General features: G+C 65.4%; 20 protein-coding genes. 9 read left to right on the forward strand and 11 right to left on the reverse strand.

The window, feature by feature from the left end:
• Positions 1 to 158: 158 nt before the first annotated feature.
• Positions 159 to 4,562: a DEAD/DEAH box helicase gene (locus tag WQQ_RS00005; RefSeq protein ID WP_007183147.1), complete on the reverse strand. Its 4,404-nt coding sequence runs from the start codon at positions 4,560 to 4,562 to the stop codon at positions 159 to 161.
• Positions 4,563 to 4,760: 198 nt separating this feature from the next.
• On the opposite strand from WQQ_RS00005, the gene WQQ_RS00010 reads away from it, so the two are divergent.
• Complete coding sequence (locus WQQ_RS00010; RefSeq protein ID WP_202800591.1) at positions 4,761 to 7,160, forward strand: TonB-dependent receptor; 2,400 nt, start codon at positions 4,761 to 4,763, stop codon at positions 7,158 to 7,160.
• A gap of 78 nt (positions 7,161 to 7,238) precedes the next feature.
• A complete protein-coding gene (locus WQQ_RS00015) occupies positions 7,239 to 7,730 on the forward strand; it encodes a methylated-DNA--[protein]-cysteine S-methyltransferase (RefSeq protein ID WP_007183149.1) in 492 nt (163 codons plus the stop codon).
• Between the two features lie 18 nt (positions 7,731 to 7,748).
• On the opposite strand, the gene prpR is transcribed toward WQQ_RS00015, so the two are convergent.
• Positions 7,749 to 9,371, reverse strand: a complete 1,623-nt coding sequence (gene prpR, locus WQQ_RS00020) for a propionate catabolism operon regulatory protein PrpR (protein ID WP_007183150.1) — start codon at positions 9,369 to 9,371, stop codon at positions 7,749 to 7,751.
• Positions 9,372 to 9,612: 241 nt separating this feature from the next.
• On the opposite strand from prpR, the gene prpB reads away from it, so the two are divergent.
• The 7 genes from prpB (at position 9,613) to WQQ_RS00050 (ending at position 17,703) form a co-directional block, all read left to right on the forward strand.
• Positions 9,613 to 10,497, forward strand: a complete 885-nt coding sequence (gene prpB, locus WQQ_RS00025; protein WP_007183152.1) for a methylisocitrate lyase — start codon at positions 9,613 to 9,615, stop codon at positions 10,495 to 10,497.
• 60 nt (positions 10,498 to 10,557) lie between these two features.
• The gene (gene prpC, locus WQQ_RS00030) at positions 10,558 to 11,724 is read left to right on the forward strand and encodes a bifunctional 2-methylcitrate synthase/citrate synthase (RefSeq protein ID WP_007183153.1); all 1,167 of its coding nucleotides are present in this window, start codon (positions 10,558 to 10,560) and stop codon (positions 11,722 to 11,724) included.
• Positions 11,725 to 11,872: 148 nt separating this feature from the next.
• Positions 11,873 to 14,485, forward strand: a complete 2,613-nt coding sequence (gene acnD, locus WQQ_RS00035; RefSeq protein ID WP_007183154.1) for a Fe/S-dependent 2-methylisocitrate dehydratase AcnD — start codon at positions 11,873 to 11,875, stop codon at positions 14,483 to 14,485.
• A 77-nt stretch (positions 14,486 to 14,562) separates the two neighbouring features.
• Entirely contained in the window at positions 14,563 to 15,750 is a 1,188-nt protein-coding gene (gene prpF / locus WQQ_RS00040; protein ID WP_040452737.1) for a 2-methylaconitate cis-trans isomerase PrpF, read from the forward strand.
• Between the two features lie 206 nt (positions 15,751 to 15,956).
• Positions 15,957 to 16,118, forward strand: a complete 162-nt coding sequence (locus WQQ_RS24065; protein ID WP_007183156.1) for a hypothetical protein — start codon at positions 15,957 to 15,959, stop codon at positions 16,116 to 16,118.
• Positions 16,119 to 16,262: 144 nt separating this feature from the next.
• Complete coding sequence (locus WQQ_RS00045) at positions 16,263 to 17,033, forward strand: DUF6683 family protein (protein ID WP_007183157.1); 771 nt, start codon at positions 16,263 to 16,265, stop codon at positions 17,031 to 17,033.
• Between the two features lie 265 nt (positions 17,034 to 17,298).
• Positions 17,299 to 17,703 carry a YMGG-like glycine zipper-containing protein gene (locus tag WQQ_RS00050; protein ID WP_007183158.1) on the forward strand — a complete coding sequence of 135 codons (405 nt, stop codon included), beginning with the start codon at positions 17,299 to 17,301 and terminating at the stop codon, positions 17,701 to 17,703.
• 78 nt (positions 17,704 to 17,781) lie between these two features.
• On the opposite strand, the gene WQQ_RS00055 is transcribed toward WQQ_RS00050, so the two are convergent.
• The 9 genes from WQQ_RS00055 to WQQ_RS00095 form a co-directional block, all read right to left on the reverse strand.
• Positions 17,782 to 18,798, reverse strand: a complete 1,017-nt coding sequence (locus tag WQQ_RS00055; RefSeq protein ID WP_007183159.1) for a PNPOx family protein — start codon at positions 18,796 to 18,798, stop codon at positions 17,782 to 17,784.
• Entirely contained in the window at positions 18,795 to 18,986 is a 192-nt protein-coding gene (locus tag WQQ_RS00060) for a hypothetical protein (protein ID WP_007183160.1), read from the reverse strand. Before WQQ_RS00060 ends, WQQ_RS00055 begins: the two co-directional genes overlap by 4 nt.
• Positions 18,983 to 20,140: a PepSY-associated TM helix domain-containing protein gene (locus tag WQQ_RS00065; RefSeq protein WP_007183161.1), complete on the reverse strand. Its 1,158-nt coding sequence runs from the start codon at positions 20,138 to 20,140 to the stop codon at positions 18,983 to 18,985. Before WQQ_RS00065 ends, WQQ_RS00060 begins: the two co-directional genes overlap by 4 nt.
• 13 nt (positions 20,141 to 20,153) lie before the next feature.
• A complete protein-coding gene (locus WQQ_RS00070; RefSeq protein WP_040452745.1) occupies positions 20,154 to 22,433 on the reverse strand; it encodes a TonB-dependent receptor in 2,280 nt (759 codons plus the stop codon).
• A gap of 113 nt (positions 22,434 to 22,546) precedes the next feature.
• Positions 22,547 to 23,284 carry a DUF2238 domain-containing protein gene (locus tag WQQ_RS00075; RefSeq protein ID WP_007183163.1) on the reverse strand — a complete coding sequence of 246 codons (738 nt, stop codon included), beginning with the start codon at positions 23,282 to 23,284 and terminating at the stop codon, positions 22,547 to 22,549.
• Positions 23,285 to 23,299: 15 nt separating this feature from the next.
• Positions 23,300 to 24,127: an alpha/beta fold hydrolase gene (locus WQQ_RS22700; protein WP_007183164.1), complete on the reverse strand. Its 828-nt coding sequence runs from the start codon at positions 24,125 to 24,127 to the stop codon at positions 23,300 to 23,302.
• A gap of 10 nt (positions 24,128 to 24,137) precedes the next feature.
• Entirely contained in the window at positions 24,138 to 24,419 is a 282-nt protein-coding gene (locus WQQ_RS00085; protein WP_007183165.1) for an acyl carrier protein, read from the reverse strand.
• Between the two features lie 6 nt (positions 24,420 to 24,425).
• Positions 24,426 to 25,073: a CatB-related O-acetyltransferase gene (locus WQQ_RS00090; protein ID WP_237714992.1), complete on the reverse strand. Its 648-nt coding sequence runs from the start codon at positions 25,071 to 25,073 to the stop codon at positions 24,426 to 24,428.
• A gap of 170 nt (positions 25,074 to 25,243) precedes the next feature.
• Complete coding sequence (locus tag WQQ_RS00095) at positions 25,244 to 26,857, reverse strand: alkaline phosphatase family protein (RefSeq protein WP_007183167.1); 1,614 nt, start codon at positions 26,855 to 26,857, stop codon at positions 25,244 to 25,246.
• Between the last annotated feature and the right edge of the window lie 27 nt (positions 26,858 to 26,884).

Here is a 26,884-nt window from a genome sequence, read left to right on the forward strand (position 1 = left end):
GAAGTGACGGAGTGCGTCAACAGGAGATTTCGCCGAATATTGCAATTACATGAATGCAAAGGTTTTTTAGTTCAGGAATGACACGGACAGAAGAATCCCCGCTGCTTGAAAATGCCTCGATCCGGCCACTTTGGTCATTTTCCGCTCATCTGTCTCGTTTATTGGGGCAACCGCGGCTGGGCCAGGTAGCTGATCGACTTCTGCTGCCGAAGCAGCAGATTGCGAATCTCCCACTGATCATGGAGATCGGCCGACTTCAGGTATTGGGTGTCACCGCCTGACTGAACGGCGACGGGCACTCCGTCTTCGAACAGGATGCGGTTGCCGGCCACCCGCGGCACCCGCTCGCCCGGGACGATCACGCCGACCAGATTGAGGGGGTCGCTCGCTCCGATGCAGACGCGCTCGATCGCCCCCCGCCCGCTTTGCGCTTGCTGTCCGTAACGGCGCAGCGCGCCAGCCGCTTCGCTCAAGGCGAACTGCTCCCCGGCGAATCCACTGACGAAACGTCCGCCGAGCACCTCGCCACGCGCCTCGAGCCGCCGATAGACGTAATGCAGCTCCCGCCACGGCGGCAAGCCGGTCTCGCGCTCGAGCAGTGCGCGAAACACGACGCCGTAGCGGCGCAGCAGAACGCGCGCGACATGCTCGACGCGCGGATCGGCCAAAGCGTTGACGTTGAGCTGCGAAGCGGGTTTGCGCCGATGGCGCGTCAGCGCCCAGCGACCCGCATCGTCGAATGCGACGTCTCCGCGACCGAAATGCCGGCGCAGGCGATCGCGCTTGTCGCCACTCATCGTGAGCGCCCGCAAGCCGGCGAAAGTGTCGCAACTCACGAGCCCCTGGCTCACGAGTTCGCCGAGCGCCTCTTCGAGCTCCGCGCCGAGCAATCCGCTATCTGCGAGCAAGTCGGCAAAGAAACTCGCACCACATTGCTGCAAGGCTTCGAGCAGGCGCTCGGCCCTCGACGAAAGCTTGCGCTCGCCAGGCGGCGCTTCTTCTGCGAGCTGCCACATGGGCAGGAACTCGCGCTCACAAAACAGAATGGGGGTGCTGCGAACCGGGCCGCTGCGCTTCTTGCCCGGGTCGAGCTCACTCGCCGGGCGCTGCCAAATGATGCGGCCACTCGCGCAAAGGCGATCGAGCATCATCGGGTTGTACGCTTCGACTCTCGTCGGCAGCAGATCGTCCTCCCACGAAGCCGTCGCGCCCGCATAGCCTTCCAGTTGCTGCAGCGAAGCGAGCAGCCCGTTGTCGCCCTGATATCGGATCTCGGCCGCACTGCCCGCGAGCCGATGCCATGCGAACAGAAAGCGCATGAAGCCCGCTGGCGGCACCGGCGCAATCTCCGAGCGGCGCTTGTCGCGTGTCTGCCGATGGATGCGCGCCATCAATCGGCGATCGCACCACTCCTCGATCCCCGCTCCGGTGAAGTATCCGCGCACGATCGCGCCTTCCGCCTCGAGTGCATAAAGACTGGCTTCGATTGCAGAGACATCGAGGCCCAGCGGGCGGGCGAGCTGCTGCAGGCTGATGACGCCAATGAGTTCGAGCCGGCTGCGCACGAGCTCCTGCAATGCCGATCCGGCATCGGGCTCCGCCATCGTCACTGCGCGAATCGGATGCGATGGCGTGGCTTGGGGCCAAACCACACGCGCCTCGTGCCAGCGTTCCGCTGCAAGCCACAGCGGCTCGCCGCCCGCGGGATGCAGTCGCGTCACGCGTTTTTGAGCGACGAGCGTGTCGAGCCAGGCACGACCGGCCCAGTTCGTCTCATCGAGCCGGCCAACACCGCCCACGCGCCCCTGGAGCATCTCTCCCTCGAGCAGGAAACCGTGCACGACGAGCGCATCGTGCAGCTCGTCGGCGTTGCGGATCAGCGGCCAGACGTCGCCGTGCACGCGCTCGATCGTCTCGATATCGAGTCTGGCCATGCGCTCGGCGGTCGGCAGATCCATCAGCGGCTGCATCGCGAGCGTGCGCGTGCGTCGCTCTTCTGCGGCGCCGTCATCGAGGAAGGCCGACGGCTTGGCGTTCAGGATCGCTTGCGACAGCGGTGATGGCGATGCGAGATCGCAGCAGATCACGCGAATCTCGCCGGATTCCATGCGCGCGAGCACGCGCTCGAAGCCTTCGACATCCATGGTTTCGCGCAGGCAATCGTCGATGGTCTGCTGCACGAGTGGATGATTCGGGATCTGTCGTTCGCCAACGAGGTTCTCGGCGCAGGCCACCTGGTCCGGGAACACCAGCGTCAGCAAGTCCTCCGAATCCGAGCGCTGGAATTGCGGAGGCACGCGCTTGCCGCCGTTCATGCGCCGAATGCCGAGCGCGACGGTAGCGTTCCAGCGCCAGCGCGTACCGAACATCGGGGCATCGAGCAGCGCCTGAATCAAGACGTCACGCGCCGTCGCCGACTTCAGGTAATGCTGGATCGTGTCGAGCGGAAAGCTGTGCGTGGGGCCGAGCGACAGCACGATGCTGTCTTCGAGCGCGCTGGCCTGCAGTTCGAAGTTGAAGGTGCGGCAGAAGCGCTTGCGCAGCGCGAGGCCCCAGGCGCGATTCACGCGCGAGCCGAACGGCGAATGGATCACCAGATGCGTGTCGCCCACTTCGTCGAAGAAGCGCTCGAAGATGACGCAGTTCTCGGATGGCAAGGCGCCGAGCATGGCGTATGAGCTCGCCCAGTATTCGGCGAGCTGTTGCGCTGCGGCTTCGGCGACGCCGAGCTCCTGCGCGAGCCATCGCGCGCAAGCCTCAATGCCTTGCGCGAGCCTCGCTTCGGCCTGCGTGCTGAGCTTGGAAACCGCGGCGCTGAGCTCATCGGTTCTGCCTGGCGCTTCGCCGAACCAGAACGGAATGCTCGGCGGCAAGCCTTGCGCGTCCTCGACGAGCACGCGCGTGGTTTCGACCTTGAGTATGCGATACGAGGTATTGCCGAGCTGGAAGATATCGCCGGCCATGCTCTCGAACGCGAAGTCTTCGTTGAGCGAGCCGACGCGGTGGCCTTCGGGCTGCAGCACGACGTCGTAGTCGAACTGATCGGGAATCGTGCCGGCGTTCATGACCGCCGCAAGCTTGGCGCCGGGCCGCGCACGCAGGCGTCGATTCACCGCGTCGAGATGCAGATAGGCGCCGCGCCGGCCGCGCCGCGTGACATAGCCATCGGCGAGCATTTGAACCACCTGCTCGAAATCTTCCTTGAGCAGGGTTCGATAAGGATCAGCGCGGCGAGCCAGCGCATAGAGCTCGTCGACGCCCCATTCGCCGCAACCGATCTCGGCGACGATCTGCTGCGCAAGCACATCGAGCGGCCGCTGCGGCAGCCGGATGCGGTCGAGCTCGCCTGCGCTGACCGCGGACAGCAAGGCCGTGCATTCGAGCAGGTCGTCCTGCGTAAGCGGGAACAGGCGACCTTTCGGAATCGCGCCGATGGCGTGGCCGGCGCGGCCCACGCGCTGAAGAAACGCATTGATCGCGCGCGGCGAGCCGAGCTGGCAGACCAGATCGACGTCGCCGATGTCGATGCCGAGCTCGAGCGAACTCGTGGCGACGAGCGCCTTGAGCTCGCCGTTCTTGAGCTGTTGCTCGGCACGCAGCCGATGCTCGCGCGACAAGCTGCCGTGGTGCGAGGTGACGAACTCCGCGCCGATGCGCTCGGCCAGGTGACGCGCGGTGCGCTCGGCGATGCGACGCTGGTTGACGAAGATCAGCGTGGTCTTGTGCGCGGCGACGAGTTCGGCGAGACGATCGTAGGTTTCGCCCCAGACTTCGCCGGACATCACCGGGGTCAGCGGCGACTTCGGCAGCTCCATCGCGATGTCGCGCTGACGCACATGACCGGTGTCGACGATGGTGACGGGTTCATCGCGCCCACCGATCAGGTAGCGCGCCATCGCCTCGAGCGGCTTGACCGTCGCCGACAGGCCGATGCGGACGAACGGCCGGTCGCACAAGGCGGCGAGCCGTTCGAGCGTGAGCATCAGGTGCGCTCCGCGCTTGCCGCCGGCGACCGCGTGCAACTCGTCGATGATCAGCGAGCGCACGCAGCGCAGCATCTCGCGGCCGCCCTGCGAGGTCAGCAGGATGAACAAGGACTCCGGTGTGGTCACGAGAATGTGCGGCGGCGTCTTGCGCATGCGCTCGCGCTCGAACATCGGCGTATCGCCGGTGCGCACGGCATCGCGAATGCCGACATCGGGCAAACCCATCGCTGCCAGTTGGGCGCGGATGCCGCTCAGCGGTTCCTGCAGGTTCTTCTGGATGTCGTTCGACAGCGCCTTGAGCGGCGACACATATAAGACATAGACCCGATCCTGCAGCGGCTGCTCGAGCCCTTCTTCGACGAGATCGTTGATCGCGGCGAGGAACGCGGCGAGCGTCTTGCCCGAGCCGGTCGGGGCCGCGATCAGGGCATGGCGGTTCTGCGAGGTGACCGCCCAGGCGCGCTGCTGCACCTCGGTGGGCTGGCCGAAGCGGGAGTGAAGCCATCGGGTGACGGCGGGATGGAACGGACCATCCCGGCCTTGCCGCAGGGCAGCGAGATCGAGGCGGTATTGCATGTTCCGATTATGCGCCCGTGGCGATCGCGGCCGAGGCAGCGGCCCGCGCTGTTTCCCGGCTCTTTAGATAGCTCGATAAGTTATTTCTCGAAAAATTCTTAGATACCTAGAGTGCGCGCCTCAGTGGGAAGATCATTTTTATTGGGGATGAGCACTTTGAAATACCAAAAAGTTATTACTAAAGAATTCACGAACCGTGTGACGCCGTCGCTCGTCTCGATGGCCTCGGTCGCCGTGCTGTCCCTCTGGACCGCGCCGGGTCTCGCCCAGGAAAGCTCCGCAGGAGGCATCGAAGTCGCCGTGGCCCCGGAGGCCGTCCAGGCCAGCTCACAGGTCGAGGAGATTCTGGTCACCGCACGCCGTCGCGAAGAAAGCGTGCAGGAAGTGCCGATCCCGATCTCGGTCGTCGACGACGCCCTGCTGACGCAGACCGGCGCCTTCAACGTGAACCGCCTGAAGGAGCTGATTCCGACGGTGCAGTTCTACTCCACCAATCCGCGTAATTCGGCGATCAACATCCGCGGTCTCGGTGCGCCATACGGTCTCACCAACGACGGCCTCGAACCGGGCGTCGGCCTCTACGTGGATGGCGTGTTCAACGCGCGCCCGGCCGCCGCGACGCTGGATTTCATCGACGTGCAGCAGATCGAAGTGCTGCGCGGCCCGCAGGGCACGCTGTACGGCAAGAACACCACCGCCGGCGCGATCAACGTCACCACCAAGAAGCCGAGCTTCACGCCCGAAACGCGCTTTGAACAGTCGTTCGGCAACTACGGATTCATCCAGTCCAAGGCTTCGATCACCGGCGGCCTGAGCGACAAGCTCGCCGCGCGCCTGTCGTTCGCCGGCACCCAGCGGGACGGCTTCCTGCACAACGTCGCCACCGATGACGACCTCAACGACCTGAACAACCTCGGCTTCCGCGGCCAGCTGCTCTACAACGCCAGCGACGATCTGCAGTTCATCCTGGCCGGCGACCTCACCCGCCAGCGTCCCGAAGGCTATGCGCAGGTTTACGCCGGCGTCGCGCCGACACTGCGTGCACCCAACCGCCAGTACGCCGCGATCACCGCCGATCTCGGTTACACGGTGCCGAGCACCAACCCGTTCGATCGCCTGACCGACACCGACACCGCCTGGCGCTCGCGCCAGGACATGGGCGGAATCTCGCTGACCGCCGACTACAAGACCGCCATCGGCCAGCTGACTTCGATCACCGCCTGGCGCTTCTGGAACTGGGATCCGTCCAACGACCGCGACTACCTCGGCCTGCCGATCACGACGATCTCGGCCGCTCCGTCGACCCAGGAACAGTGGACGCAGGAAGTCCGCCTCACCGGCGACATCACGCCGAGCCTGAACTACGTCGTCGGCGTGTTCGGCTTCTACCAGAACATCAAGTCCGACCCGGTCCACGTGCAGGAGCAGGGCGCCGCCGCTGCGCGCTTCCTGCTGAACCCAGGCGCCGCGGGCTATCGCGCCGACTTGCTGACCGGCTACGGTCAGAACACCAAGATCGACTTCGATACCGAGAGCGCCGCGCTGTTCGGCCAGCTCGACTGGAGCATCACCGAGAAGCTGCACCTGTTGCCCGGCCTGCGCCTCAACTACGACAAGAAGAAGATGGACTTCGCGGCCACCACCTATGGTGGCCCGGCCAACCCGACGCCTGCCGAGCGCACACTGCTTCTCGGCGTGCTGTCGCCGCAGGCCTATAAAGCCGATGTCGACGACACCAACGTTTCGGGCCAGTTGACGCTCGCCTATTCGGTGACCGACACCATCAATACCTATGCGACTTACGCCAAGAGCTACAAGTCGGTGGGAATGAACAGTGCGGCCCTGCCGACCGTCACCGATGCGCAAACGGGTGAAACAGTTCCGGTGCTGAGCGCGGCAACGGTCAAGCCCGAAGACGTCAACCACTACGAAGTCGGCATCAAGACCCAGCCGCTGCCCGGCGTGACCGCCAACCTGTCGGTGTTCAACACCGACATCGAGGACTTCCAGGCGCAGGTACAGAACAACGCGGTCGGCGCGCTGCGCGGCTACCTCGCCAACGCCAAGAAGGTGCGCGTGCGCGGCGTCGAGTTCGACAGCAGCGCCCGCCTCGGCGCCTTCAGCCTGTTCGCGAACGCGGCCTACACCGACGGCGAGTACCGCTCGTTCAAGGATGCGCCGGCCCCGCTGGAGCGCAGCGGCGGCAGCGACCCCTTGACCCAGGTCGTCGATGCCTCCGGCACGCGCCTGCCCGGCATTTCGAAGTGGGCGGGGTCGCTCGGCGGCGAATACGTGATCACGGGCGGCCTGCTCGGTCGCGCTGGCGACTACTACATCGGGGCCGATGCGAGCTCGCGTTCCGACTTCTCGTCGGCGGCAACGGAGTCGGCTTATCTGAACGTGGGCGGCTACACGCTGTACAACGCCCGCGCCGGTTTCCGCGCCAACGACGGCTGGGAATTCTCGTTCTGGATCCGCAACCTCACGGACAAGGATTACTTCGAACTGCTGGCCGCCGCTTCGGGTAGCACCGGCCTGTACGTCGGCCAGCCCGGCGACCCGCAGACCTACGGTCTGACGATCCGCGCCCGCTTCTAAGTCTTTCGCTTGACCCCACCGGGGCCGGGATGCCGCTATGGCATCCTGCGCCCCGGTTTTTTTGTTGGGGGTCCGCAAATGAGCAGCGCCCTGTTCGCATCGACGCTCGAAAGCCCGGTCGGCGACCTGCTGCTGCTCGCCGACGAGTTCGGGCTGCGCGCGCTCTACATGGAGTACCGCCGCTATCCGCCCATCGCGGCCGACTGGCAACACGACGAGGCCCGCTTTGCCCGGGCCAAGCAGCAGTTGCGCGCCTATTTCGGCCGTGAGCTGCGCGATTTCGATCTGCCGCTGTCGGTGGTCGGCAGTCCGTTCCAGAAACGCGTCTGGGATGAGCTGCTGAGGATTCCGTACGGCGAGACCGTGAGCTACGGTTCACTCGCCAGAACGCTCGGCGATGCCAAGGCCTCACGCGCGGTCGGGCTCGCGAACGGGCGCAATCCGATCAGCATCATCGTGCCGTGCCATCGCGTGGTCGGAAGCACCGGCTCGCTGACCGGCTACGGTGGCGGAATCGAGCGCAAGCGCTGGCTGCTCGCGCACGAAAGCGGCGAAGCCCAGCTGTTCTGATCGCGCTTCGTAAGCGGCCTATCCCAGCGATCGCTCGCGCAGCCAACGCCACAGCGTGGTGCGCGAAACTCCGAGCTGGTCGGCCAGCTTTTCGCGGCTGCCGCCGACGGCGGCGAGCGCACGCTGCAAGCTCGCGGCGTCGGGCCTGACGACGCGCGAGGACAGTGCGTGGGCCTGCAGGCGCGCCGTGTCGTTCGACAGCGAGCCGGCCGGCTCCGCGATCGTCTGCGCGCCTCCGAACAGCTCCGGCGCGCAGCGCAGCAGCAGCGGACGCGTGATCGCGGACAGTGGCGATTCGGCATGTGCGAGCACGGCGAGGCGCTCGGCGAGATTGCGCAGCTCGCGCAGGTTGCCGGGCCAGCCGTGGCGCTGCAGCAAAGCATGCGCGGGACCGTCGAGCACCATCGCGCCGGCGCCGGCCGCGCGCAGGAAGTTCATCAGCAGCAGCGGGATGTCGTCGACCCGTTCGCGCAGCGGAGCGAGCGCGATGCGCAGCACGTTGAGACGGTAGTAAAGATCGCGACGAAAACGCCCGTCGGCGACGCGTGCATCGAGTTCCACATGTGTGGCCGCGATCACGCGCACGTCGACCGGCGTCGGTCGCACGCTGCCGACGCGCAGTACCTCGCGCTCTTCGAGCACGCGCAGCAGACGCGTCTGCAAGGCCAGCGGCATTTCGCCGATCTCGTCGAGGAATAAAGTGCCGCCGTTGGCCGCTTCGATGAGGCCGACGCGCCCGCCGCGACGCGAGCCCGTGAACGCGCCTTCCTCGTAGCCGAACAGCTCGGATTCGAGCAGCGATTCGGCGATCGCGCCGCAATTCACGGCCACGAACGGCGACGAACGACGCGCGCTCGCGCCATGCAGGGCCTGGGCGACGAGTTCCTTGCCGGTGCCGGTTTCGCCGGTCACGAGCACGGTGCGATCGCTCGCCCCATACAGGCGGATCTGGTCGCGCAGCACCGTGGTCGATTCGCTGTTGCCGATCAGCCGGCGCAGGCTGAATTTCGAGTCGGCCGGCTTCGCCGCGAGCGCGCGACGCGGACCACTGCGAGCCGCCGAGAGCATGCGCGCGAGATCGATCGCCTGCTGGAAGCTCTTGCGGATCGAATCGGCCGAATACATCAGGATCCCGACCACGCCGAGCCGCTCGGCGAGCTCGGAAATGAAGCCGGTGCCGACGATCGCGCCACAGCCCAGCGCGATCAGTTCGGCCACCAGGTCGCGCGCCTCTTCGGTGTTCGTATACGAGCGCAGCTCGATCTGCAGGCCGAACTGCTGCTTGAACGCGGTGAACGCCGGCAGATCGGTGCCGTAGACGACCACGCCGATGCGATTCGAGTGGCGTCTTGCCCGCGCGAGCGCCTGCATCAGGTCGAAGCCATCGGGCTGGATCAGCACGAGGGGCTTGTCGATGCGATTGCGCAGGTATTCGCCGTTGGCGCCGGCGGACAGCAGCACGTCGCAGTCTTCGGTGCGCAGGCGCTCGCGAATCAGCGTGACGGCCTCTTCGAAGCCGAGATTGATCGTGTCGATCTGAGCCCGTCCGTCGAACTCGGGCGTGACGTCGCGCAGCAGGCTCGAAAGCCGGGTCACGCTGACCGTCCAGATGATGGGCAGGCTGCTGTCCTGGGTTTGCATGTTTCGGATTATGTCGCAATCGACGTTTCATTGTTTCATGAAACTCAGAATGAAACGCCAGCTGAATGTCCGATGGACTTGCGCGAGGACAAAGTCATTTCAGATTCAGTCAGTTAGCAGTCGCGGATATCGCGGGCCGGGCGTGGCACAAGCCTTGAAACCCGACGGCACCCGCGAACCTGCGGTCACCCACCCGCACGGTCCGGCCGGCCGCCTTGCCCCTCAACCATCGGAGCCGCTCATGACGACTTCCGCCGGCGCAGCCTTCCGCGCCGCCCTCGCCGCCGAAAAACCCTTGCAGGTCATCGGTGCGATCAACGCCAATCACGCCCTGCTCGCCAAGCGCGCCGGCTTCAAGGCCATCTACCTGTCGGGCGGCGGCGTCGCCGCGGGCTCGCTGGGCCTGCCCGACCTCGGCATCAACAATCTCGACGACGTGCTGACCGACGTGCGTCGCATCACCGATGTCTGCGACCTGCCGCTGCTCGTCGACATCGACACCGGCTTCGGCGCGAGCGCGTTCAACATCGAGCGCACGATCAAGACGCTGATCAAGGCCGGCGCGGCCGCCTGCCACATCGAAGACCAGGTCGGCGCCAAGCGCTGCGGCCATCGTCCGGGCAAGGAGATCGTGTCGAAGGACGAAATGGTCGATCGCGTGAAGGCCGCCGCCGACGCCAAGACCGATCCGGACTTCTTCATCATCGCGCGCACCGACGCGATCCAGGCCGAAGGCGTGGATGCGGCGATCGAGCGCAGCATCGCCTGCGTCGAAGCCGGCGCCGACGCGATCTTCGCCGAGGCCGCCTACGATCTGCCGACGTACAAGAAGTTCGTCGATGCGGTGAAGGTTCCGGTGCTCGCCAACATCACCGAATTCGGCGCCACGCCGCTGTTCACGCGCGACGAACTCGCCAGCGTCGGCGTCGCGATCCAGCTGTATCCGCTGAGCGCCTTCCGCGCCGCGAACAAGGCGGCCGAAGCGGTCTACACCTCGATCCGCACGCAGGGCCATCAGAAGGACGTGCTCGACCTCATGCAGACGCGCGCCGAACTCTACGACCGCATCGGCTATCACGCCTTCGAGAACAAGCTCGACGCGCTGTTCGCCGCCAAGAAGAAGTAAGGACTCTGCAGCACCGCTTTGCGCTTTCACCGTAAAGACAAACATCCAACGGAGATCAAGATGAGCGAAACCACCGCACCCGCCGCAGGCGGCTTCAAGCCCAAAAAGTCCGTCGCGCTGAGCGGCACCGCTGCGGGCAATACCGCGCTGTGCACCGTCGGCCGCAGCGGCAACGACCTGCACTATCGCGGCTACGACATCCTCGACGTCGCCGCCCAGTGCGAATTCGAAGAGATCGCCCACCTGCTCGTGCACGGCAAGCTGCCGACCACGGCCGAACTGGCCGCCTACAAGACCAAGCTCAAGTCGCTGCGCGGCCTGCCCGCCGCGGTCAAGACCGCGCTCGAACAGCTGCCGCCGTCCTCGCATCCGATGGACGTGATGCGCACGGGCGTCTCCGTACTCGGCTGCGTCAAGCCCGAGAAGGACGATCACAACCACGCCGGCGCTCGCGACATCGCCGACAAGCTCATGGCCTGCCTCGGTTCGATGCTGCTGTACTGGTATCACTACGCCTACAACGGCAAGGTCATCGAAGTCGACGAATCCGACGAAGACTCCATCGGCGGTCACTTCCTGGAGCTGCTGCATCAGGAAAAGCCCAAGGCTTCGTGGGTCAAGGCGATGCACACCTCGCTGGTGCTCTATGCCGAACACGAGTTCAACGCGTCGACCTTCACCTCGCGCGTAATCGCGGGTACCGGCTCGGATATGTACTCGTGCATCGCCGGCGGCATCGGCGCTCTGCGTGGTCCCAAGCATGGCGGCGCCAACGAGGTCGCCTTCGAAATCCAGAAGCGCTACGACAACCCCGACGAAGCGGAAGCCGACATCAAGGCCCGCGTCGAGAAGAAGGAAGTCGTGATCGGCTTCGGCCACCCGGTCTACACGATCGCCGATCCGCGCAACAAGGTCATCAAGCAGGTGGCCAAGGATCTATCGGTGGAAGCCGGCAGCACCAAGATGTTCGACATCGCCGAGCGTCTCGAAACGGTGATGTGGGACATCAAGAAGATGTTTCCGAACCTCGACTGGTTTTCCGCCGTCAGCTACCACGTCATGGGCGTGCCGACCGACATGTTCACCCCGCTGTTCGTGATCGCCCGCACCTCCGGCTGGAGCGCGCACATCATCGAGCAGCGCATCGACGGCAAGATCATCCGTCCTTCGGCCAACTACGTGGGCCCGGAAGATCTGAAGTTCGTGCCGATCAAGGATCGCAAGTAGCGCAGCGAGCAGCGTGGAGGGCCCCAGCGCGCAAGCGCTGGGATCCTAGCGTCGCGAGTCTGCGCCGCTGGTGCCTCGCGTAGAGAGGCACCAGCGCTGCGACTCACCATGCGTCATTCACTGTTGTTGCCAGCTTAAAGTGCAAGCCATGACCAACACCGCCTTTCGCAAATCCCTTCCCGGCACGACGCTCGATTACTTCGATGCGCGCGCCGCCGTCGACGCCATCAAGCCGGGCGCTTACGACAAGCTCCCCTACACCTCGCGCGTCAAAGCCGAGAACCTCGTCCGCAAGGCCGATCCTGCGCAGCTCAACGCTTATCTGGGCCAGCTGATCGAGCGCAAGCGCGATCTCGACTTCCCGTGGTTCCCGGTGCGCGTGGTGTGCCACGACATCCTCGGCCAGACCGCGCTCGTCGACCTCGCCGGCCTGCGCGATGCGATCGCCGACATGGGCGGCGATCCTGCGAAGGTGAATCCGGTGGTGCCCGTGCAGCTGATCGTCGATCACTCGCTCGCGGTGGAGCACGGCGGTTTCGAGAAGGATGCATTCGCCAAGAATCGCGCGGTGGAAGACCGTCGCAACGACGATCGCTTCCACTTCATCAACTGGACCAAGGGCGCGTTCAAGAACGTCGACGTGATCCCGCCCGGCAACGGCATCATGCATCAGATCAATCTGGAGCGGATGTCGCCGGTCATCTACACCAAGGACGGCCTCGCGTTCCCGGATACCTGCGTCGGAACCGACAGCCACACGCCGCACGTCGATGCGCTCGGCGTGATCGCGATCGGCGTCGGCGGCCTGGAAGCCGAGAACGTCATGCTCGGCCGCGCGTCGTGGATGCGCCTGCCCGACATCACCGGCGTCGAACTCAGCGGCAAGCCGAACCCCGGCATCACCGCCACCGACGTGGTGCTCGCGCTGACCGAATTCCTGCGCAAGGAAAAAGTCGTCGGCCACTACCTGGAGTTCTACGGCCCCGGCGCCGCGGCGCTCACGCTCGGCGATCGCGCCACCATCTCCAACATGGCGCCCGAATACGGCGCCACCGCGGCGATGTTCTTCATCGACCAGAACACGCTCGACTACCTCACGCTGACCGGCCGCGAAGCCGAGCAGGTGAAGCTCGTGAAGACCTACGCGCAGCACACCGGCCTATGGGCCGATGCGCTGAAAACCGCCGAATACGAGCGCCTGCTCAAGTTCGATCTGTCGACGGTCGTGCGCAACATGGCCGGCCCGTCGAACCCGCACAAGCGCCTGCCCACTTCGGCCCTGGCCGAGCGCGGCATCGCCGCACCGTGGGAGCTGCCGGCCGATGGCAAGATGCCCGACGGCGCGGTGATCATCGCGGCGATCACCTCGTGCACGAATACGAGCAACCCGCGCAACGTCGTCGCCGCCGGCATCCTGGCGCGCAACGCGGTCGCCAAGGGCCTCGCGCGCAAGCCGTGGGTCAAGACCTCGCTGGCGCCCGGCTCCAAGGCGGTCGAGCTGTACCTGAAGGAAGCCAATCTGCTGGGCGACCTGGAGCAGCTCGGCTTCGGCGTCGTCGCCTTCGCCTGCACCACCTGCAACGGCATGAGCGGCGCGCTGGACCCGAAGATCCAGCAGGAAATCATCGACCGCGATCTGTACGCGACGGCCGTGCTGTCCGGCAATCGCAACTTCGACGGCCGCATCCATCCGTACGCCAAGCAAGCCTTCCTCGCGAGCCCGCCGCTGGTGGTGGCTTACGCCATCGCCGGCACCGTGCGCTTCGACATCGAGAAGGACGTGCTGGGCCTCGACGGCAACGGCCAGCCGGTGACGCTCAAGGACATCTGGCCGACCGACGAGGAGATCGACGCGATCATCGCCAAGAGCGTGAAGCCCGAGATGTTCCGCCAGGTCTACGACCCGATGTTCACGTTCAAGGTCATCGAAGACAAGGTCAGCCCGCTGTACGAGTGGCGCCCGATGAGCACCTATATCCGCCGTCCGCCGTACTGGGACAAGGAAGGTCAGGGCGCGCTCGCCGCGCGTCCGCGCACGCTCAAGGGCATGCGCCCGCTGGCCGTGCTGCCCGACAACATCACCACCGACCATCTGTCGCCGTCGAACGCGATCATGATGGACAGCGCCGCCGGCGCTTACCTGCACAAGATGGGCGTGCCGGAAGAGGACTTCAACAGCTACGCCACGCATCGCGGCGATCACCTCACCGCTCAGCGCGCGACCTTCGCCAACCCGCAGCTGGTGAATGAGATGGCCGTGGTCGACGGCAAGGTGAAGAAGGGCTCGCTCGCTCGCGTGGAGCCGGAAGGCACCGTCATGCGCATGTGGGAAGCGATCGAAACCTACATGGATCGCGGCCAACCGCTGATCATCATCGCCGGCGCCGACTACGGCCAGGGCAGCTCGCGTGACTGGGCGGCCAAGGGCGTGCGCCTGGCGGGCGTGGAAGCGATCGTCGCCGAAGGCTTCGAGCGCATTCACCGCACCAACCTGATCGGCATGGGCGTGCTGCCGCTGGAGTTCAAGCCGGGCCAGAACCGCAACACCTACGGCATCGACGGCACCGAAACCTACGACGTGATCGGCAAGCTCACGCCGCGCGCCACGCTGACGGTGGTGTTCACGCGCAAGAACGGCGAGAAGGTGGAGATTCCGGTGACCTGCCGCCTGGATTCGGACGAAGAAGTGTCGGTGTACGAAGCCGGCGGCGTGCTGCAACGCTTCGCGGTGGACTTCCTGGCTTCGAACAAGGCCGCCTGAGTTGGCCCCACAGTGGTGATTCCCGAGGCGGCCCGGCAACGCGCCGCCTCTTTTCTTTGAGAATTGAGGACAGACCAATGCTCCGCGTCCCCCAGATCAAAATCCCCGCCACCTACATGCGTGGCGGCACCAGCAAGGGTGTTTTCTTCAAGCTCAGCGATCTGCCCGAAGCGGCGCAAGTCCCCGGCGAAGCGCGCGACAAGCTGCTGCTGCGCGTGATCGGCTCGCCCGATCCGTATGGCGCGCAGATCGACGGCATGGGCGGCGCCACGTCTTCGACGTCCAAGACCGTGATCCTGTCCAAGAGCAACAAGGCCGATCACGACGTCGACTATCGCTTCGGCCAGGTATCGATCGACAAGGCCTTCGTCGATTGGTCCGGCAACTGCGGCAACCTCACGGCGGCGGTCGGATCGTTCGCGATCAGCAACGGTCTGGTCGACGCGGCGCGCGTTCCGCAGGACGGCATCTGCATCGTTCGCATCTGGCAGACGCAGATCAACAAGACCATCATCGCGCACGTGCCGATCACCGACGGACAAGTGCAGGAAACCGGTGATTTCGAGCTCGACGGCGTGACCTTCCCGGCCGCCGAAGTGCAGATCGAATTCCTCGATCCGGCCGAAGAAGGCGACGAGGGCGGCTCGATGTTCCCGACCGGCAACCTCGTCGACGATCTCGAAGTGCCCGGCATCGGCACGCTCAAGGCGACGATGATCAATGCGGGCATCCCGACCGTATTCATCAAGGCCGAGGAGATCGGCTACACCGGCACCGAGCTGCGCGAGGCGATCAACACCAGTCCCGAGGCGCTGCTCAAGTTCGAGACGATTCGCGCCTATGGCGCGCTGCGCATGGGCCTGATCAAGGACGTGTCCGAAGCCGCCAAGCGTCAGCACACGCCCAAGGTCGCGTTCGTGGCCCCGCCGGCGAGCTACCTGTCGTCGAGCGGCAAGCAGGTGAATGCCGAGGACATCGACCTCAACGTGCGCGCGCTGTCGATGGGCAAGCTTCACCACGCGATGATGGGCACGGCCGCAGTGGCGATCGGCACCGCCGCCGCCATTCCGGGAACGCTGGTGAATCTCGCGGCGGGCGGCGGCGAGCGCGAGGCGGTGCGCTTCGGCCATCCGTCGGGCTCGCTGCGCGTCGGCGCGGCGGCGGTGAAGGAGAACGGCCAGTGGGTCGTCAAGAAAGCCATCATGAGCCGCTCCGCGCGCGTGCTGATGGAAGGCTGGGTGCGCGTGCCGGGCGATTCGTTCTAAGCCGCGCCAGACCCTTCAGCCGCAAAAAAAGCCCGGACTCGTACCGGGCTTTTTTCTGGACGCGGCGGCGCGGATTCGACGGAGTGGGCTCGGCTTTGGCTGGAGGTCAGCTTGAATTCAGAGCGTCGGGGCTACAGCATCTGGGCATCACCACGCGACGCCGCCTCGGGCGGCCCGGATTTCGAAGCCGAAGGGAGCGAACGGCCATGATCGGTCTGACCACCGTCCAAATCGTCAGCGGCGTGCAGGGAACCGTTACGGTCGCCATTCCGGTGCGCCGCAAGGCATTGAATCAAAGACGATTCCCCCGAGCCATCGTATTCGCGGCCCTGCTGTGCGGCCTGATGTCGAGCTTCGCAGCCGCCTGAATCGCCCTCCAGCGGCCTCAGCATTTAAAATCCGGCTCCGATCACCGGCGAGCACCGGGCCGTCACGAGTCGGCAAACCGCTTGCATTGAAACTTCGAGGATCGTCAATGGCGATGATCCCCCAAGCGCCGCCGCTGAAGAACCATGAAAATTTCGTATGTGCTGGCTGTCGTCGCCGCGCTCGTCGTCGGCCCCGCAAGGTCTGCACCCTCACCGTTCAACCAGCCCGAGCTGACCGATCAGGCGGCGCTTTATCTGTCGGCTTCCTGCCAGAAGGATCTGCTGGAGAAAGTCGGACGACCGATGCTCGCAGCCGGACAGCGCAGCGTGCTCGGCAACAGTGCCCCGGCCTCGGCCTCGACGGTTCAGGCCATGGGACTGGCGCCGGTGGCTTCGGCGCAGTTGTTCTACATGGCCAACGACAGCATCAGCCGCACGCTGCACGAGCAGATCGCCGGCCGCATGATGCGCTACGATCCCAAGCAGGCGCCGCGCATCCAATCGCTGATGCTCAGCGGGGCGATCTGGCGCGACTACGATGCGCTGCTGAATCGGCTCGGCTACTCAGGCCGTAACGTCGCCGACGTGCTGACCTCGTATTACATCGGCTCCTGGGAGATCGTGAACCAGTCGGTGGTCACGCCTGATCGCTGGCGCGCAGTGCGCAACCAAGTGGCGCGCTCGCTATCGCGCAGCCCCGAAATCATGCTGATGTCCGATATCGAAAAACAGCGTTCGTCCGAGACGCTCGGCATCGTCACTGCGGTGACCAACGCCAACCGCCAGTCGCTGACGATACAGGGCGACCAGATCGGCCTGCTGGCCCTGCAGAGCGCGGTCTACGAATCACTGATGGCGCAGGGCGTGGATCTCAAAAGACTGTTCATCACCGCGCGTGGATTCACGCAGCGCTGAAACCGGGCCAAGACCCCGATCGTGTACGCAGCTGCCGGCTCGACGGCGATACGCTCCTGACAAGCCGATGCGAACGGACATGATCGGGCAGTCAAAACCTTGCATCGTCGCAATGCCTGCCCGTCTATCCCCGACAGTTCGCCACTGAATCTCGGCTGTCCGCACCCCGCATCTCGATTCCACATTCGCTGCACATTGTCTGCGCAGTCCAGGCCTAGTCTGGACTCGACCTCAAGAGAGGTTCAATGCAGAAAGGAGCAACGTCATGAACAAGATCTTCAAGCCCGCGATTGTCCTGGCCGCCGTTCTGATGGCCGGGGTGTCGGCCCCCAGCTCCGCCAGCGACAAGGCCACAGGCGGCGTGATCGGCGCGGTCTTGGGCGGTGTCGTCGGCCACAGCGTCGGCGGCAACCAGGGCGCTGCGATCGGCGCGGTGGCCGGCGCGGGCCTGGGCGTGGCGGTTGGCGATCACTACGACGACAAGAAGGATCGTCGCAACGAGGCTCGCTACTACGATCAGCGCAACCGCGACTATCGCTATTCGCGCTATGACAATCATCGCCATGACCATCGTCACGACCACCGCGACAACCGTCGCTACGATCATCGAAAAAACCACCAGCATGATCACAAGCATGACCGCTACGAGCAGGTGCGCTATCACCGCTGAAGCCCGACTCGAACCGATGCAGATGCAGACGCCGCCCGCAAGGGCGGCGTTTTTGTTGGGCCGCTGTCGGCGAAGCCTTCAGTACAGATTGCGCTTGTAGTCGATCGCCAGGCCTTTCTCCATGAAGCCCGGAATCGAGATCGCGGCACGCACGAGACTCGCCTGCAGGCCTTTATGCTTGCTGTGCTTGACGTGCGCCACCATCAGCGCCGCCGGATCGATGCCTTGGGCGACCTCTCCGACCGGCCACAAGCGCGCACGCGCCACGGCCTGGCTCTCACGCAATTCGATGCGCGGATGCTCGACGCGCGTCGCCACGATGGGCGTCTTGCCTTCCACAGCGAACAGCTCGCGCATGCGTGCATCGGTGCCGATGCGCCCGATACCGCTTACGAGCGCAATCCGCGTCGAGCCCGGGATCAGCGCCACCGCGGCGATGCGCGGCTGCGTGAGGATGTTCCGAAAGCCATCCGCACGACGATTGCCGGGCCTGTCCGCATACCAGACCGCGCCTTCGTGCAGACGCAGCAGGGCGCCTTGCGGATCACCCTTCGGGCTCACGTCGGCGTGGCCTTGCGCATCCATCGTCGCGAGCGCCATGAAGCGGCTTGCGAACAGAAACGCCTCGTCGCCGTTCGTCGCTGGCGTCGCCGGCCGTGCCGACCAGAAGCCCGAGCGAATCAAGGCTTTCGCGCAATGCACGAAGCATTCCTCGACCGCGATCTCGATGCGGTCGCGATCGATGCCTGCGACGCGGCCATTGACGCGCAAGGTTTCGCCGATGCCGGGCGTCAGAAACAAGGCGCCGAAACCCTGCCCGATCCGCGCGATGCCCGCATCGTCCATCGCGGCCCGCGACAAGGCCAGCGTCGAGGCGTCCATCGCATGCGTGAATCCAGGCTCACCGCCGCATGCGCTGATGCGCAGATCGCTTTCGCCACTGCGATTTCCAAATGCGGCGAAGCAGAATGGCGAGCTCGCCGCCCAGCGCTGCGCACCGGCGTCGAGATGATCGATGACCTTGAGATGCATCGGCCCTGGCGTCTTGCCGATGCAGGCTTCGAGACCGGCGACGTCGGCGATGTCCGTGCTCATGCTTTCGACTCCTTCGCTCGCGCCTTGCGCTGCAACCAGGCGCGTTCCGCGCCCACGATCAGCGGCGAAGCCGCGAACAGCAGAAGCGCATAGTCCCAGACGCCGTCAACGAGCAGCATGCCGATGATGGCGCCCGCGCTCAGCAGCGAAAGCGCGAGCAGCGGCAACAGACGGGACCGCGCGCTCATGCCGGCGCTCCGGCCGCTTTCGGTACGCGCCTGCGACGCCGATCCCACCAGAGCCAGGCGCCGTTCGCGGTGATGAACAGGGTCAGCCAGCTGCACAGCGTCCACAGCAGCTTGAGCAGCAAGCCGCCGTAGTCGCCGAAGTGCAGCGGCTGCGACAGCACGATGGCTTTCAGATATGCGGGCGGCTGCACGGCGGCGGCGACTTCGCCGGTTGCCGCATCGATCGCCGCGACGCGGAACAAGCGCTGCTGAATGCCTTCGTCGCCGACGAGCAGCGCGGTGTAGTGGCGCGGCGTCGAGAACGTGGTGCCCGGAAAGATCACCGTCTCCACGTGCCAGCCCGCTTCGGCCGTGGAGCGTGCCGCCGCGAATACGCGATCGAGGTCGATCGGCGGATTCAGCACGTCGACCGGCTCGGCCGCATCGGCCATGCGCTGCAAGTCGTGCAGCTCGGTCGCTTGCCAGACCCCGATCGCGATCGTCGAAAAGCCGAGCAGAAAACCCGTGATCGTCACCACCAGCGCCCAACCGAGCACCACCATGCCGATGAAGTTGTGCAGGTCCAGCTGCAGCAGACGCGCATCCTTGCCACGACGCAGGACGCCGAAGGCGATGCGCTTGACGTAAGGCGCGTAGACGACGAGCCCGGACAGCAGGGACAGCAGCACGAACAGCGCGATCAGCGCGCCGAGCAGCTCGCCCGCCGGCCCGAGAAACCACTGCGCATGCAGCTCGAGCAGAAGGCCCGTCAGCGTCTTCTGCGGATTCGATTCGCCGATCAGCTGCGCCGAGGCCAGATCGACGAAGCGCAGCTGCGCGCCGGTGAAATCCTGGTTCGCCTTCGGCCCGGTGACGACGAGCTGCACGCCCGGATGATCGTCCGGATCGATACCCGTGCTGAGCACGCGCTCGTCCGGATACGCGGCCTGCACGGTGGCGATCGCACGCGCCATCGATTGCGCGTCGCCGCCCGTGCTCTGCGCGGTCGGCACCACGCCCAAGGCATGGTCGATTTCTTCGTGAAAGATCAGCACGGTTCCGGTGATGCAGAGCACCAGGAACGGCAGCGTGGCGACGAGGCTGGCCCAGCGATGCAGCCAGAGATTGGCGCGAAACCAGCGCGAGGCGCCGCTCTTTTGCGTGGGCTTGCTCATGCCCGGACCCTGCTCAGAACTGCAGCTCGAAGCCACCGACCATGCGCCGGTGCTCGCCGAGGCTGACGACATCGATCTGCGAGGTGTTGTAGCGGTTGGCATCGCGACGATACGTCTCGTCGGTCAGGTTGGTGCCCGAGAAGAACAGCCCGAAATGGCCGATCTGCCAGCGCACGGCGACATTGACCAGGTGAAACGCCGGCAGCTCGTGCAGCGGCTCGTTGTCGGAGTTGGCCGCCGCGCTGCCCACGAAGGTGATGTCCGGGCGGATCAGCAGACTCCGCCAGGGGTTGATCTCGAGCGCGACGGTGCCGGTGTATTCGGGCGCTTTCGGCAGGCGGTTGCCGGAATAGTCGGCGCCGTTGGCCACCGGCGCCATGTCGCTCGCGAAGCGGCCCCAGGTGACGCCGTAGCCGCCGATGAGCTGCAGCATGCGATGCGCGCGCCACTGGAACTCGAACTCGCCGCCGCGAACGTAGGCCGGCCCGGTGTTGCCCATGTAGTTGTCGACACCTTCGCCGAGCTGGATCTGCATGTCGCTCCAGCGCGTGTAGAACAGGTTCAGCGCGCTCTGCACGCGCCACGGCCGGTAGCTGCCCTTGAGCGACAGCTCGGTGTTCTGCGTGCGCTCGGAATCGAAGCTGAACTGGCGTCCGGACACCGCGTTGTAGCCGTCGCCGCCCGGACGATAGCCCTCGGAATACGTGGCGCCGAGAAACCAGCCGTCGAACAGCTCGTAGCGAAGGCCGAGCTTGGGCATCACCTCGGAGAACTCGCGCGACACCGGCACCGAGCCGTCCGGCGGCAGCACCGAGCCCTGCAGCGAGGCGACCAGCAGCCTGGAGGCGAGTGAGTCGCCGTCGTAGCTCGAGGTGGTGACGCGGCTGTTCTTCTCGCGATCGACGCGCAGTCCGCCGGTCAGCGTGAGCCGCTCGGTCAGCAGCCAGTCGAGCTCGCCGAACAGCGCCATGTCCTTCACCTTGGACGGCGAGCCCGAGTCGTACACCACGTTGCCGAGCTGCGGCGCGGGAAGGCCGATCAGGAAGTTGAGGTTGATGAAGCCGCTGGAATCGTCGCGGTTCTTCTCGTCGTAGTAGTACGCGCCGAAAGTGCCGTGCAGGCGCTCGCCGAGATAGCTCAGCCGCAGCTCCTGCGAAAAGCCGTCGGAGTCTTCCCACTGCGTGGTCGCGCCGCCGGATTCGGCGCCGTAGTCGATATCGAAATGGCTCAGGGTCTTGGAGCGGAACCAGGCGCTGACGGCACGCAGCTCCCAGGCATCGCCGAAGCGCAGCGATTGGTTCAGCGCGTAGAGCTGGGCCTGGTTGTCGTAATCCTGCGGCGCATCGCTCAGCGAGACGCGGCTGCGCTCGTTGGCGAGCGGAACATAGGTGCTGCCCTGGAAGCGCTGCAGGTCCATCACGCTCAGCAGCGCCTTGTAGGCGCCGTCCGCACCGCCTGGCGTAAACGCCAGCCTCGCGCGCAGGCTGCGGCTGTCACGCCGCGACGCGTGGTCGTCGTCGCGCGTCGCGTTGGTGATGTCGCCGTCGTCGCGGCGATCGTCGATCACCACGCGCATCGCCAGCGCATCCGGCCACAGCGTGGCTTCGGCGGCGCCGGCGTACTGGCGCACTCCGTGTTCGCCGGCGGCGAAGCGCCCGCGCAACTGCGGCGAGAAGCGAGCCAGCGCTTGCGGAGCGACGCTGTTGAGAATCACCGCGCCGGCCATGGCATTGCGGCCCTGGCTGGTCGACTGCGGACCGCGGAAGATTTCGACCGTATCGAGATCGAAGGCGGACAGATCGGCGTACGCGAGCGCCGAGCGCGGCAGGCCGACGCCATCGAGCACGACGACCGACGTGGTGCCGTACGACGCATACGCGCCGGAGCCGCTGGCCCCGTAGCTGCCGATGCCGCGCAGGGTCATGCCGCCGACGCCGTAGTCACTGTCTTCGAGGCTTGCGTTGGGCGTGGCGCGGATCACGTCGTAGACATCGCGCGCGGTGCTGCGCTCGATCTCGGCCCCGCTCCTGACCGCGACGCTGCTGGTGGTCTGGACGATCTCGCGACGCAGCAGCTCGCCCGTCACGATCACCGTTTCGATGGCCGTCTCGACCCGATCGGAGGGTTCGTCCGTCGAGCGCTCGAGCGTCTCGGAGGCAGGGGATTCGAGCGGGATCGCGGAAACCGGCTCCCGCGCAGGCTGGCTCTCATCCGCGCTCTGCGCCTGGGCCGCCGCGCAGGCGATCAACATCAGCGCAGGCCAGCCCCGAGCCTTCTTCCACGTCGTACCCATCTCCCCAGACGCCCCGACAATTGAGAATTCTTCTCAACTATACCAAGCGCCGGATCGCTTCGGCCCAGCTGGATCGGCATTTACCATCGCCCATCCGGGCGAGGCTGGAGCCTTCAGTCGACCCGCCCGCGCCGCTCCCCGAGCAGGCGCGCGATCTCGTTTTCGCCGAGCGGAAGCTCGCTCTTGATGCGCAGGCTCTCGCTCCATTCGCGGGCGAAATCCCGCTGCAGCCGGAAGTTGAGCCCAGCGGTGATCAGCATGGCGATCAGCGCCCCGGTTCCCGCGCAGCCCATGTCCTTCTGCGCGTCCCAGACGTCGCCCTGGGTGCCGAGGTAGGCCACACCGAGATCACCGCCGAAGAACTCGGCCGCTGCCCACTCGACGAGCTCGTAAAGCGCCGAGGTCGACAGCGTGAAGTCCAGCGGCAGGAAGTAACCCCAGAAGCCGCGCGCATCGGCCACGCGCAGAAAGATTTCGCGCAGCGGATACGCCAGCAGCAGGCCGTACGAGAAGTGCACGAGCCGGTCGAAGTTGTTGCGCTCCCATCCGAGCATGGCGTTGAAGCTGCGCCCCGTGAGCGCCTGCCAGGCCTGCTCGTACGGCACCTCGGCGTAGGTGTAATGGCTGCCGACCGCGTGCAGGCACATGAAGACGAAGATCAGCGTGTACGAAATGCGCGAGAACACGAACTGCCTGTGCAGGGCGAACAGGCCGACGCCGAACAGCAGCACGAGCACGTTTTCGAGCAGCCAGTCGTGGCGATCGAACGGCGCGATCGCCAGCACCGCCCAAAGCACCGCGTAGATCGCGATCAGCGTGAACACGTAGCCGCGATAGTTCGGAATCGACACTCGATAGCCTCCAGCTCAGACCGCAACAAAAGCTTCCAGCCGCGACCGCACGCTCTGCGCGTGAGAAAGCGGAAAGAAATGCCCGCCGCCCGGCACGATCTCGACTTCGGCCTTCGGCAGCAGGCCCTGCAAGCTCCGGCACGAGGGCATGCAGCGCGACAGCTCGCCGTAGATCAGCAGCAGGCGCACGTCGGCCAGCCGCGAGGCGATGGTCTGCGCATCGGCGCCCGCCATCAGCAGCTCCTCGCGTACGCCGGGCTTGTCGATCAGCTCGACCCAGGCCCTGGCCGTGCGCAGGGCGCCGCGGCCTTCGCCGAACGGCGTCACCGAATCGCGCGTCGGAATCTCTTCACCCGAGGTCTTGAGCCGGGCCACGGCTTCGAGGAAGCGCAGGCCGATCTGTTCCTCCCGATCCCAATCGATGCCGGAACGCTTGGCCACTTCGATCTCGAACGCGGACAGATACGGCATGTCGGCGAGCATCTGCCGGGGCTGCAAGGCGTTGACCTTGGTATCCATGATGCAGAGCGACGAAACACGCTGCGGATTGCGCACGGCGAATTCCAGCGCCACGCCGCCGCCGTAGCTATGCCCGACGAGCCCGCAGCGCTCGATGCCGGCCTCGTCGAGCACCGCGGCGAGATCATCGGCCTGCGCGCTCGCCGAATAGCCCGCATCCGCCGCCTCGCTGTAGCCGTGCCCGCGCAAATCGTAGAGCGTGCAGCGATAGCGGCCGGCGAGCGGCAGCGCGTACTGCGCGAACCAGAACGCCCGGCTCGCCGCGAGCCCATGCACGAAGACCAGATCGGGCCCTTCGCCGATCTGCTGCCAGGCGAGCTTCAAGTGCCGCGACTCAGAGCTTGGTGGCGAGGAAATCGGCGATCTGGCCGATCGACAGATCGTCGACGTAGCGGCCGTCCCGCATGAGCAGCTCGTTGAACGGAAGCTTGCGCTTGCCGACCATCTCCTCGATGGCGACGACGAGCTGGATGATGTCGATCGACTCGAAGCCGAGGTCGGCGAGCAGCTTGGTCTGCCGCGTCATCTCGCCTTCGAATTCGTTATCCCAGTCCTGAGTGAAATCCTGCAACAGCTCGGCCAGCTTGCCGACCAGTTCCTCGCTCGTGGCGCTCATAAGGTTTTAATCGTTGTAGTAGAGAGGTGTCGCCAGTTTATCGATCCGCAGGCCCTGTGCGCTCCTGGAGACGTGGTAGGTCGGCGGCCGCAGCGCTTCGAGCTCGCCGTCCGCGAGCTTCTGCTCGAAGAAGGCCAGTGTCGCTTCCATCTTGGAATAGTCCACCTGCTTCTTGAACGGAGCCAGGTCGTAGCGCCACCACTCGAGTTTGAGCAGGCGTTCGACGATGGATTCGCCGAAGCGCAGCCTGATCACGCGAGCCGGAGAGCCGACCGCGATCGCATAGGCCGGAATATCGCGCGTGACCACCGAGCGGGCGCCTATCGTCGCGCCCGGGCCGATCGTGACGCCGCGCTTCACGAAGCAGCCCGCCCCGACATAGGCCTCGTGGCCGATGAAGGTCTCGGACGGCACGGTATCGACGTACGAAGGCCCGCCTTCGGCCTCCGGCGCGAGCCGCGCGAACTCCTCGAATTCGTACATGCCCGGCGTGAAACGCGGCCGCGTGAACGCGAACGGGTGCGAGCTGAACCAGTCCTGCGGATGCTCGGGCGGACCGAGGATCGACGATTCGCCGATTTGCGCGTAGCGCCCGAAATGCACACGGAACGCGCTCGTCATGCCCGCTGCGTTGAAGAACGTGAAGGCCCCCATGGTGCAGTGCTTGAGCCTGTGCCCCTGCGGCCAGCACGGCCGCTCGAAGCGCAAGCTTCCATGCAGTCCTGCACCGATACCAACCCCGCCCAACCCGGCCTCGAACAGAGGCCTTCCCTCGCCCACACTATGTTCTTCCATGACCCGCCAGAACTGGCTCCCCTATAGATTCATTCCATGTAGCCGAGCATCTGCAGCTGCTCGATGATCTGCTGCTTCTCCGACGCATCCATGTCTTCGCCGGCCTGGCGCTGGGACTTCCTGGTCGGCGCGCCTTTTTTCTGCGGATGGGCGGCCTTGTAGGCATCGGTAAAGAAAGTATCCGCGACCTTGCCTTCCATGTCTTTGGGAATCGCCAGACCGAGGCTGTAAAGCAATGTCGGACAGACATCGCGAATATCGCGGCGCTCGACCATGTCGGCCGCGACGATGCCCGCGCCCGCCGCCATGAAGATGCCGTCCGGATGATGCGTGCCGGCCGGCGTCGGCCGCTTGACCACGGCCGGCTGGATGTTGCGGATCGAGACGAAGCCGTTGTCTCGCAGCACCAGCGTCAGATCGCAGGCCTTGTCCATGTGCGCGCCCGGGAACCACTCCTCGCGCTTGAGCACGTCGACGACCACGGGCTCGCCGTCTTCGTTGCGCAGCGATTTCAGATCGGCGATGAGCCTTTCGCGGAAGCTCTCGTATTCTTCGGGCTTGATGCCCGGCTCGCCGGGCTGGTTCGCCACGCGGATATGGATGCCGTTGCTCGACGGCGTGCGGCAGTACGCGGTGGTCTTGCTCCAGTCCAGGTTGGCGAAATCAGAAGCCTCGCGGCGCAGCGCCTGCTCGCTGCCGTCGTTGACGGCCCACTTCAGGTAACCCTTCTCTTCGAGGAACACGTTGATGCGCAGCACTTCGACCGAGGCGGTGAAACCATGGTCTGACGCGAAGAACACCTGCACGTCCGGGCCGCAGAGCTTGACGAGCTGCTCGATGTAATCGTCGACGTTGCGGAAGTATTCGAGGCAGACCTCGCGCATGCGCAGGTCGTGCGCGCTCGGATCGTTCTTGAGCAGCGCCGGATCGAGATACGGCCAGGCCTGATGCTGGATCTTGTCGGTGCCGTCGAACATCACCGCCATGAGCTCGGGCTGCTCGGTCTTGAGCACGTACTCGGCGACCTGGAACCACTGGTGCTCGCGCGGCAGGTGATAGCTCACCCACTTGTAGGTCTCTTCCTCCGAGAGCACTTCGGTAGCCTGCTTCTCGTTGTCGAAATCCCAGGCCAGTTCCTTGGGATCGAAGCCCGGAATCTCGCTCTTGAGCGTCTCGAACAGCCCGCTCGGATGGCTGTTGCGGCGCAGATGCTTGGCCGGAATGAAGCCCGGAACGATGACGCCGCTGGTTTCGGGAGGCGGCGGCGCCGTGAGCGGAAAATTGAGCGCCGCGATCTTCTTGCCGTTGCGATTGGCGATCGACCAGATCATTTCCGAATCGACGTCGCGGCTGTCGTAGAGCGTCCAGTAGACCTCGCCGCCCTTGTCTTCGGCGCGGATGAAATCGAACACGCCGTGCGCGCCCGGATTCTTGCCGGTCATGATGCTGGTCCAGGCCGGCGGCGTCAGCGGGTTCGGCGTCGAGCGCAGCTTGGCGCGCACGCCGCCTTTGAGCAGCCTGGCGAGAAACGGCATGGTCACGCCCACGTCCGGCAGCTCGCGCGTCATCTCGTCGAGCACCGTGTAGGTGCAGCCGTCGAGGCCGATGAAGAGTGTCTTGGTCTTGCTGTTCTGCGCGCTCATGGCAGGTTCCTCGCTTGTTCGTTATCC

Origin of the sequence: Hydrocarboniphaga effusa AP103, from assembly GCF_000271305.1 — a bacterium.
In the GTDB taxonomy this organism is placed as follows: Bacteria; Pseudomonadota; Gammaproteobacteria; order Nevskiales; family Nevskiaceae; genus Hydrocarboniphaga; species Hydrocarboniphaga effusa.

Bases quoted from the DNA above. Each gene is read 5' to 3' on its own strand.
- WQQ_RS00065 (WP_007183161.1), bottom strand. From the start codon at position 20,140: ATGAGCAAGCCCACGCAAAAGAGCGGCGCCTCGCGCTGGTTTCGCGCC.
- WQQ_RS00045 (WP_007183157.1), top strand. From the start codon at position 16,263: ATGAAAATTTCGTATGTGCTGGCTGTCGTCGCCGCGCTCGTCGTCGGC.
- prpB (WP_007183152.1), top strand. From the start codon at position 9,613: ATGACGACTTCCGCCGGCGCAGCCTTCCGCGCCGCCCTCGCCGCCGAA.
- WQQ_RS00090 (WP_237714992.1), bottom strand. From the start codon at position 25,073: ATGGGGGCCTTCACGTTCTTCAACGCAGCGGGCATGACGAGCGCGTTC.
- WQQ_RS24065 (WP_007183156.1), top strand. From the start codon at position 15,957: ATGATCGGTCTGACCACCGTCCAAATCGTCAGCGGCGTGCAGGGAACC.
- acnD (WP_007183154.1), top strand. From the start codon at position 11,873: ATGACCAACACCGCCTTTCGCAAATCCCTTCCCGGCACGACGCTCGAT.
- WQQ_RS00055 (WP_007183159.1), bottom strand. From the start codon at position 18,798: ATGAGCACGGACATCGCCGACGTCGCCGGTCTCGAAGCCTGCATCGGC.
- prpC (WP_007183153.1), top strand. From the start codon at position 10,558: ATGAGCGAAACCACCGCACCCGCCGCAGGCGGCTTCAAGCCCAAAAAG.
- WQQ_RS00095 (WP_007183167.1), bottom strand. From the start codon at position 26,857: ATGAGCGCGCAGAACAGCAAGACCAAGACACTCTTCATCGGCCTCGAC.
- WQQ_RS00015 (WP_007183149.1), top strand. From the start codon at position 7,239: ATGAGCAGCGCCCTGTTCGCATCGACGCTCGAAAGCCCGGTCGGCGAC.
- WQQ_RS00050 (WP_007183158.1), top strand. From the start codon at position 17,299: ATGAACAAGATCTTCAAGCCCGCGATTGTCCTGGCCGCCGTTCTGATG.
- prpF (WP_040452737.1), top strand. From the start codon at position 14,563: ATGCTCCGCGTCCCCCAGATCAAAATCCCCGCCACCTACATGCGTGGC.
- WQQ_RS00060 (WP_007183160.1), bottom strand. From the start codon at position 18,986: ATGAGCGCGCGGTCCCGTCTGTTGCCGCTGCTCGCGCTTTCGCTGCTG.
- WQQ_RS00005 (WP_007183147.1), bottom strand. From the start codon at position 4,562: ATGCAATACCGCCTCGATCTCGCTGCCCTGCGGCAAGGCCGGGATGGT.
- prpR (WP_007183150.1), bottom strand. From the start codon at position 9,371: ATGCAAACCCAGGACAGCAGCCTGCCCATCATCTGGACGGTCAGCGTG.
- WQQ_RS00085 (WP_007183165.1), bottom strand. From the start codon at position 24,419: ATGAGCGCCACGAGCGAGGAACTGGTCGGCAAGCTGGCCGAGCTGTTG.
- WQQ_RS00070 (WP_040452745.1), bottom strand. From the start codon at position 22,433: ATGGGTACGACGTGGAAGAAGGCTCGGGGCTGGCCTGCGCTGATGTTG.